The sequence below is a fragment of the Parasphingorhabdus sp. genome, from assembly GCF_049667325.1.
Taxonomy (GTDB): Bacteria; Pseudomonadota; Alphaproteobacteria; order Sphingomonadales; family Sphingomonadaceae; genus Parasphingorhabdus.
In genome coordinates, this window is record NZ_JBATHY010000024.1 from 1 (window position 1) to 8,743 (window position 8,743).

An 8,743-nucleotide genomic window follows, 5' to 3' on the forward strand; every position below is an offset into this window, starting at 1 on the left:
GGGTAGACTTGCCGACACCACCCTTGCCACTGGCGACGGCGATCAGACGCCTCTCGACCTTCTCGGCGGTCATTGCAATATCGACCTTTTCAACGCCGTCCAGCGCCAGCAGCTTGCCCTTCACTGCAATCTCGATCTGGCCGCGCTCACGGACATCCAGCCCGCCGACGTTGAGCACCAGAGAAACACGACCTTGCGCAAATTTGACGGCGCTGAAGCGGCCCTTGGCAACACCCTCCAGCGCGGCTTCGATTGTAGAAATATCGGTCATCGGATGGACATAGTTACACTTTTCTCGGATTGACACTGTTTTTCTGGCGGCGCGCTACCTATAAAGAAACTATGAATGATAATATTAACGGTGGAGCGCGCCGCAGATCGATTCTGAGCGCAATATTGAACATGGCCGGCCCCTGGGGCAATGACGGTGGCAGCGGCAATGATGGTGGCAACGGCAATGGCGGCGGCCCCCGCAATCCATGGGGCAATCCTCCTGGCGGATCTTCCGGCGGCGGGCGCAAGGGCGCCGGTTCTCTCGAGGAACTGTTCAAAAAAGGCACCGGTGGCGGATTCAAGGGCGGCCTGCCAAAACGTCCCGGCGGACGCTCATGGTGGCCCATTCTGGCGATCGGCTTCATCATCCTGTGGGTCCTGTTGAGCAGCATCCACCGTATCAGCCCGCAAGAACGCGGCGTGGTGACATTTTTGGGATCCTATTCACGGACCATGCAGCCCGGTCTGCATTTCTCGCTCCCCAGTCCCCTCGAACAAGTGACGAAGCTTGATGTCGAGGACATCCGGACGATCGACATTCCGGAAGGTGAATCCGAGAAACTGATCCTGACCGGCGATCAGAATATTGTCGATCTTGCTTATTCGGTACGCTGGAACATAAAGGCACCAGAACTGTTCCTGTTCCAGATCGCCGAGCCGGAAGAAACGATCAAGGAAGTTGCCGAAGCCGCGATGCGGGCATCGGTTGCCAATTTCACTCTCGACGACACAATCGGTTCCGAACGGACCGAAATCGAACAACAGGTCGAGCGCAATATGCAGCAATTGCTCGATGGCTATGGTGCCGGTGTTGTCATTCGCGGCATCGCGATCAAGAAAGCCGATCCCCCGGCCAAGGTAAATGATGCCTTCAAGGAAGTGTCCGCCGCTCAACAGACAGCGCAAACCTATCTGAACGAAGCACGCGCTTATGCCCAGCAACTCACCGCACAGGCACAGGGTGAATCCGCAGCCTTTGACAAGGTCTATGAGGAATATCGACTGGCCCCGACCGTGACCCGACAACGCATGTATTATGAAACGATGGAACGCGTCCTGTCCAAGGTCGACAAGACGGTTGTCGAGGCAAGAGGCGTTACTCCTTATCTGGCCTTACCGGAACTGAAAAAGCGGTCGCAGCAGTCGCCCATTACAACCGTGGAGGGCAAATGATGAGCCGGATTTTCCAGAACCCCGTCGCGCTTGGCGTGATCCTTATCGCGGCTTTGTTCACCTTGTTGAACACGCTCATCATCGTGCCGGAAACACGCCAGGGCGTGGTCGTGCGCTTCGGTGAGCCGATTCGTATCATCAACCGTTATCAAAATGGTGTCCCCTTCGGTCAGACCGGGGCCGGGCTGCTTCCCAAAATTCCATTCATCGAGCAGGTCGTGTGGATCGACAAGCGCATTCGCGACGTCGAGATGGAACAGCAACAGGTGTTGTCGACCGATCAACTTCGTCTGCAAGTCGATGCCTTTGCCCGGTTCCGGATCACCGATCCGTTGCGCATGTATATTGCCGCCGGCAGCGAAGAGCGGGTTTCGGACGAACTCAGGCCAATTCTGGGTTCCGCCTTGAGAAACGAACTCGGCAAACGTCCGTTTGCCGCCTTGCTTAGCCCGGAACGCGGTCAGGTAATGGACAATATCCAGGCCGGTCTCAACCGGGTTGCCCGCCAATATGGCGCGGAAATTGTCGACGTTCGGATCAAACGCGCCGATCTGCCCGACGGAACGCCGCTTGATAGCGCATACGAAAGAATGCGGACCGCGCGCGACCAGGAAGCCCGCACCATCCGTGCACAGGGTGCAAAGCAGGCGCAAATCATTCGCGCCGAAGCCGATGCGAGTGCAGCTAGAACCTATGCCGAAAGCTTCGGGAAAGATCCGCAATTCTACGATTTTTACCGCGCCATGAAGAGCTATGAAACGACATTCCTGCCTGGCAATCCAGGGGACCCGCAAAGTTCGTTCGTCCTGTCTCCGGACAATGAATATCTGCGCCAGTTCCGTGGTAATTAGTCGCTAGCGATAGCAGGCCGACTACATTTGTCGTCTTTTCTGCACAACGCCGGTTTTTTTCGACCAAACGGCGAATACCGGCTTGCGAAAGGGCTTTGGCGCACCCAAATAGGTTGCCATCGGAAGTGTCTCGCCGTTCTGCGCTTAGGATCGGCGAACAAATATGCTAATATTCAATTTCCGTTCATGAAATTCGCGCCATTGTTTCTGCGATTTTGAACGGATTTGGCGGTAGAGATCCATTTGTTCCGCCAGAATTTTGAGAGGAAAATATCAGTGCGTTACGCTTACGGAATTTCAACAGCGTTGCTTTTGGCCGGCAGTGCGGCAACCTTGACCGGCGTCGTCCCGGCCGGGGCACAAACCGCAGCCAATGACAGCTCGGTTATGCGCAACGTGGTACCACGTGCCAACGCACCGATGAGCTTTGCCGACCTTACGGAACAATTGCAGCCCGCAGTGGTCAATATCTCCACCACTCAGCGTGTCCGCGTCAACAATAACAATCCCTTCGCCGGCACGCCTTTTGACGGCCTGTTCGGCAACCGCCCGGGCGGCAACGGGGGCGCACAGACCCGTGAAGCGCAATCGCTGGGATCCGGCTTCATCATTTCGGCTGATGGCTATGTCGTCACCAACAACCATGTTGTTGCGCCGGGCAACCGCAACGCGACGATCGAATCGATCACCGTGATCATGCCGGACCGCAAGGAATATGTAGCCGAACTCGTCGGTCGTGATGCGGCATCGGATATCGCGGTGCTCAAGATCAAGGCAGACAAGCCGCTACCCTTCGTCAAATTCGGTGACAGTACCGCGACGCGCGTCGGAGACTGGGTGATCGCAATCGGCAATCCCTTTGGTCTCGGCGGCACCGTCACAACCGGTATAATTTCGGCGATTCACCGTAACACCGGCCAGGGCGGAGCCTATGACCGCTTCCTCCAGACCGACGCATCGATCAACCGCGGCAATAGCGGTGGACCGATGTTCGATCTCAACGGCAATGTCGTCGGAATCAACAACGCGATCATTTCGCCCACTGGTGGCAATGTCGGCATCGGCTTTGCCATTCCCGCTGAAGTCGCGGTGCCAATTGTCGAAACCCTGAAAAAGGGACAGTCGATCGAGCGTGGCTATCTCGGCGTCCAGATCAGCGCGCTCTCGGAAGATCTAGCCGACTCCCTCGGTCTGGAGAAAAACCGCGGCGAATTTGTCCAGCGTGTCGAACCCGGCGAAGCAGCGCAAAAGGCCGGCATCCAGGCGGGTGACGTGATCACCAAGGTAAACGGCAAGACGGTTACACCGGACCAGACCCTGTCCTATCTGGTTGCCAATCTTCCGGTTGGCACGGACGTGCCGATCGAACTTATGCGCGGAGGCAAGTCGATCAAGGTCAATGCCAAGCTTGGCAAACGTCCCTCCGAAGAAGAACTGGCCGGCAATACATTCGATCCGGATGCAGAAGATAATGCCATGGGCCAGAATGATGATGGTGCCAGTGCGCAGGCAACCGCCGATGCGCTGGGATTGTCGGTTGTCGACATGACCCCGGCCATCGCACGGCAGATCGGCGTCCCGTCGACACAGGAAGGGGTCGTGGTTTCGACGGTCAATCCGAACAGCGACGCCGCACAAAAAGGCATCAGGCGCGGTTTTCTTATAACCAGCGTCAATCGCCAGCCGGTGACAAGCGCTGCCGATCTGGACAAGGCGATCAACAGCGCGAAACGTTCGAATCGCGAAGCGGTGCTGCTGCAAATCCGGCGCGGATCCCGCGATCCGCAGTTTGTCGCGGTTCGACTGCAGGACGGCTAGGCACTTCTAAACATATGTAACATAAAAAGGCCGGTGCTTGACGCCGGCCTTTTTCTTGCCTCATGAGTGGCGCGATTTGCAACATGATTGAGGGGATTCGCCGATGGCCGATGCAACAGAGATTTTTCTCGGACTGGGCGGTGGCGTAAGACAAAGCCTGAACCTGTCCCGTGCGAACCGGCACGGCCTTATCGCCGGTGCCACCGGCACCGGCAAGACGGTAACCCTGCAAGGGCTGGCCGAAAGCTTTTCCGCCAATGGCGTGCCGGTATTTGTTGCCGACGTCAAAGGTGACCTTTCGGGCGTTTCCATGGCCGGTTCGTCACAATTCAAACATGCCGACAAGCTCGAGGAACGGGCGGCGGAACTGGGCATGAGCGATTATGCCTATTCCGACAATCCGGCTGTATTCTGGGACCTCTACGGCAAGCAGGGCCATCCCATACGGACCACCATTTCGGAAATGGGTCCGCTGCTGCTCGCGCGCCTGATGGACTTGAACGACACCCAGGAAGGCGTGCTCAATATCGTTTTCCGCTTTGCCGATGAAGAAGGCTTGCTGTTGCTCAACCTCGACGACCTGCAGTCGATGCTCGCTTACACGGCAGAAAATGCGAAGCAGTTGTCTGCCAAATACGGCAATGTCAGCAAAGCCAGCGTCGGCGCGATCCAGCGCCAGTTGCTGCAACTCGATAGCCAGGGTGCGGGCCAGTTTTTTGGCGAGCCGGCTCTGGAGATCGATGATTTCATCAAATGCGACGAACAGGGTCGCGGCTACATCAACGTGCTCGCCGCCGATCAGCTGATGCGCAGCCCGAAACTCTATGCGACATTTCTGCTCTGGCTGCTCGCCGAATTGTTCGAAACACTGCCCGAAGTCGGTGATCCGACCAAGCCGAAGCTGGTTTTCTTCTTCGATGAGGCGCATCTGCTGTTCGACGACGCGCCCAAGGCGCTGGAAGACAAGATCGAGCAGGTCGTGCGCCTGATCCGTTCCAAGGGCGTCGGGGTCTTTTTTGTCACCCAGAACCCGATCGATATTCCGCAGGAGATTGCAGGTCAGCTGGGCAACCGCGTGCAACATGCCCTGCGCGCCTTCACACCGCGCGACAAAAAGGCGATCAAGGCAGCAGCCGATACGTTCCGGATCAACCCCGATCTGGACGTCGAGCAAGCGATTACCGAATTGAGGGTTGGCGAAGCGCTCGTCTCTACTTTGCTGGAAGATGGCGCACCATCGATTGTCCAGCGGACCTTGATCAAACCACCGCGCTCCCGTCTGGGTCCGGTCACCGCCAAAGAACGCGCAATCATGCAGTCAATCTCGCCCCATGAGGGCAAATATGATCAAGAGATAGACCGGAATAGTGCCGAGGAAATCTTGGCGCAAAAGGTGATCGACGCCACGGAGACCGCGCGCGAGGTCGAAGAAAAGGGCGCAGAAGAGGTCGGCAAGCGTTCACGCAAGACCAAGAGCATCTGGGAAAAGGCCCTTAGTCGCGGTTCAAAAGTCGCCGTAGGATCCGTTGCCGGCATGGCGGCCTCGACCATGCTCGGCAAAAAATCCCGGGCAAACCCGATGCGATCGGGCGTGACTTCCGCTGTAGGGTCGGTGGTAACGGATCTCGCCGGCCCGGTCGCCGGACGCTTCGTTCGCAACCTGATCGGCGGGTTGATGCGATGAAGGCGGGCAAGCATTCACGCCGGACAAACCTGTTTTTGCCTTTTGCTCTTTTACTATCGGCTCCTGTTTCCGCCGAAACCACGGCGCCTGGCGCTGTAGATATAGAAACGTTGCGGGAGGAAGCTGAGGCATTCGAACAAAGCAAGGATTTTGAAAAGTCCGCCGACATCTACCGCCGCCTGATCGCAGCGGGCGACCCTCATGGTATGAACGCACTCGCAATTTCCTATTCCCGGGGCGAAGGCGTCCCGAAGGATGACAAAGAGGCGGTCCGATGGTTTCGGGAAGCAGCTCAACGGAAACATCCCGCTGCTACCACCAGCCTTGGGCTACGCTTTGAAAATGGCGAAGGTGTCGACAAGGACATTGCCACGGCCAATGAACATTACGAGAAGGCAGCTGCATTGGGCGATGCCCGTGCGATGTATTTCCTCGGGCTGAATCACGAAGCTGGGCTCGGATTTGAAAAGAACATCGAGACTGCATTCCAATGGTATGAGAAGAGCGCGAACGCTGGTTCGGCTTCGGCCATGTATGTTTTGGCAATGGCCTATGAAAATGGTGATGGGACCACGCCGAGTCTGGACGACGCACTGGTCTGGCTGGCGAAAGCGGCAGGAGCAGGAGACGTTGACGCCATTTTTGCCTTGGGAACATATTATGAGTTCGGTAAAGCGGTTGCGGTCAACGATGATATCGCTTTCATATTGTATAAAAAGGCAGCTGAACTGGGCCATGTGACCGCGATGAACAATTTCGCATCATCGTTCCATTCCGGCCGAGGCACCAAGGTCGATATCGAACAGGCGCTGGTCTGGTACCAAAAATCCGCCGATGCAGGAGATGACTATGCGTTGGCCAATCTCGGCGAGATTTATCTCAAAGGCGACCACGTCAAACGCGATGTCAAAAAAGGCCTCATGTTGCTCGAGAAGGCCATCGCAGATGACAGTGGCTATGCGATGTACACCTTGGCTTTGGCTTATGAAAATGGGATTGGCGTCGACATCGATCGGGGCAACTCTACACGATTGCTCAAGCAATCGGCTGAAACAGGCTACGCCACGGCGATGCGCAAACTCGCCCAAAACTATCAAGACGGAACCGGTGTATTGCGTGATGTGGCGGCGACAAAGTTCTGGTACGAAAAAGCCATTGCCGCCGGAGATGTAGATTCAGAATCGCTGTACGGCATTCTGGTCGAGAAAATGCAGGCAGAAACCGGTGCACCGGTCAGCACGCCCACAAATTGAACCGCTTGTTCGGCTAGCCGAAAAATCGAGCAACGATATCTTTCGCCAGGCGAGTGGGCCGCAAGGTGTCGGCATCGATACAGCACCAGCTCGACTGCACTTCGGCAAGCACTTCTTCGCCGCGACGGATGATGGTGCTGTAAAATGCCCGGGCTCCGTGCACCTTTTCGAGCAGCACTTCGGCGATTACATCATCGTCCAGAAACGCCGGCTTCCGGTAGGTTATCTCGTGCTTGAGCGCGACCCACAAGTGATCTGCGACCGCTTCGGAAGGCGCAAATTTCTGCCAATGCGCGACGACAGCATCCTGCACCCATGTCAGATAATTGGCATTATTGACATGGCCCATGAAATCGATGTTTTCGGGCAGAATGGCGATATTATGCTGATGTGAAATACTACTCATATTGCTTACAATAGTGTTCGCGTGAGGCAAAGCAAAGGCAATTCGGTGGCGGGGCGATGCTAACCCGTTTGCGCCGCCCCGCGCCGGCTCGCTCAGCCATCTTGTCTGGGAGCACCGATGGTGGCATGGTTGACGAGAGGGAGACGAAGTCATGTTCACGGGATTATTGCTCGCAGCAGCGGCGGCCGCAACGCCGGTAGCCAATGATTATGGACTGGACCAAAATTGGCTTTGCCGCCCGGGTCGTCGTGACGCCTGCACAATTTCCCGCGATGTGACACAGATTGCGCCGGACGGCGAGCTGACTGTCAATAGATTCGAGGCGGCAGCGGCGCCCGAGGCCGATTGCTTTTATGTCTATCCAACAGTCTCTTTCGACGAGAGCGGCAATAGCGACATGGTTGCCAATGATGAAGAACGCAAAGTAATCGAGGCCCAATTTGCCCGCTTCGGCTCCGAATGCCGAACTTTCGCACCGCTCTATCGTTCGGTCACGCTGACCGCACTTCGCGCCCTGATGACCGGTCAACCGATCGCTGCTGACCGAGAGCTCAACTATACCGATGTCCGCGATGCATGGCAGCATTATTTGGAGCATGACAATGACGGCCGCCCATTTGTTTTAATTGGTCATAGTCAGGGCACTGGGCTGCTCAAGCGACTGCTCGCCGAGGAAATTGATGGCAAGCCGGTCGCCAGCCGGATGCTCTCGGCGATGCTGATTGGCAACAATATCATGGTCGCCAAGGGCAAGGATGTCGGCGGCGATTTCAAGTCGACGCCGCTGTGCCGAAGCGCTTCCCAAATCGGCTGCGTGGTGGCCTATGTCAGCTTTCGCGAATCCTCGCCGCCGCCAGCCAGTTCGCGCTTCGGCAGGTCCGAAGATGAAGCGATGGAAGTTGCTTGCACGAATCCCGCCGCACTGAGCGGCAGCAATGCGCCGTTACACGCTGCATTTGCCGCACAGCGGTCATGGGAAATGGCGCGAGATACCGGACCATGGGTCGAAGGCGAGGATATTGCCACACCTTATGTGGCGCTGCCCGGCCTGCTGACCAGCCAGTGTGTAAAATCGGGTGGTTTCAATTATCTCTCGGTCGCAGTGCATGCGAACCCCGACGATCCGCGCACCGATGATATTCCCGGTGATGTTATTGTCGGAGATACAATATTGTCCGACTGGGGCCTCCACCTGATCGATGTATCGGTTGCCTATGATGACCTGGTGGCACTGGTTCCGCAGCAGCTTTCCGCCTGGAAAGCCGGTGGAGACGAAAGCGGAGAC

General features: G+C 56.7%; 7 protein-coding genes and 1 pseudogene. 6 read left to right on the forward strand and 2 right to left on the reverse strand.

The genetic code is table 11. The annotated features are described in order from the left end of the window. Positions 1–307: pseudogene (locus WBM93_RS01050) on the reverse strand (hypothetical protein); the annotation flags it as partial. 95 nt (positions 308–402) lie between these two features. On the opposite strand from WBM93_RS01050, the gene hflK reads away from it, so the two are divergent. The 5 genes from hflK to WBM93_RS01075 all read left to right on the forward strand — a co-directional run bounded on the left by hflK (position 403) and on the right by WBM93_RS01075 (position 7,052). Continuing rightward, positions 403–1,446, forward strand: coding sequence for an FtsH protease activity modulator HflK (hflK, locus tag WBM93_RS01055; protein ID WP_424427298.1), 1,044 nt, complete (start codon positions 403–405; stop codon positions 1,444–1,446). Continuing rightward, the gene (gene hflC / locus WBM93_RS01060) at positions 1,446–2,297 is read left to right on the forward strand and encodes a protease modulator HflC (RefSeq protein WP_424427300.1); all 852 of its coding nucleotides are present in this window, start codon (positions 1,446–1,448) and stop codon (positions 2,295–2,297) included. The genes hflK and hflC overlap by 1 nt, the downstream gene beginning before the upstream one ends. Positions 2,298–2,573: 276 nt before the next feature. Further along, positions 2,574–4,115 (forward strand): Do family serine endopeptidase, encoded by a 1,542-nt coding sequence (locus WBM93_RS01065; protein ID WP_424427288.1) that lies wholly within the window; start codon positions 2,574–2,576, stop codon positions 4,113–4,115. 103 nt (positions 4,116–4,218) lie between these two features. Then, positions 4,219–5,799: a helicase HerA-like domain-containing protein gene (locus WBM93_RS01070; protein ID WP_424427290.1), complete on the forward strand. Its 1,581-nt coding sequence runs from the start codon at positions 4,219–4,221 to the stop codon at positions 5,797–5,799. Beyond that, complete coding sequence (locus WBM93_RS01075; protein WP_424427292.1) at positions 5,796–7,052, forward strand: tetratricopeptide repeat protein; 1,257 nt, start codon at positions 5,796–5,798, stop codon at positions 7,050–7,052. The genes WBM93_RS01070 and WBM93_RS01075 overlap by 4 nt, the downstream gene beginning before the upstream one ends. A gap of 13 nt (positions 7,053–7,065) precedes the next feature. Here the strand turns inward: WBM93_RS01075 and WBM93_RS01080 are convergent, their stop codons facing one another. Beyond that, positions 7,066–7,458 carry an acyl-CoA thioesterase gene (locus WBM93_RS01080; protein ID WP_424427294.1) on the reverse strand — a complete coding sequence of 131 codons (393 nt, stop codon included), beginning with the start codon at positions 7,456–7,458 and terminating at the stop codon, positions 7,066–7,068. A 151-nt stretch (positions 7,459–7,609) separates the two neighbouring features. Here WBM93_RS01080 and WBM93_RS01085 point away from each other — a divergent pair. After that, the coding region (locus WBM93_RS01085; protein WP_424427296.1) for a DUF3089 domain-containing protein at positions 7,610–8,743 on the forward strand (1,134 nt) is incomplete at its 3' end.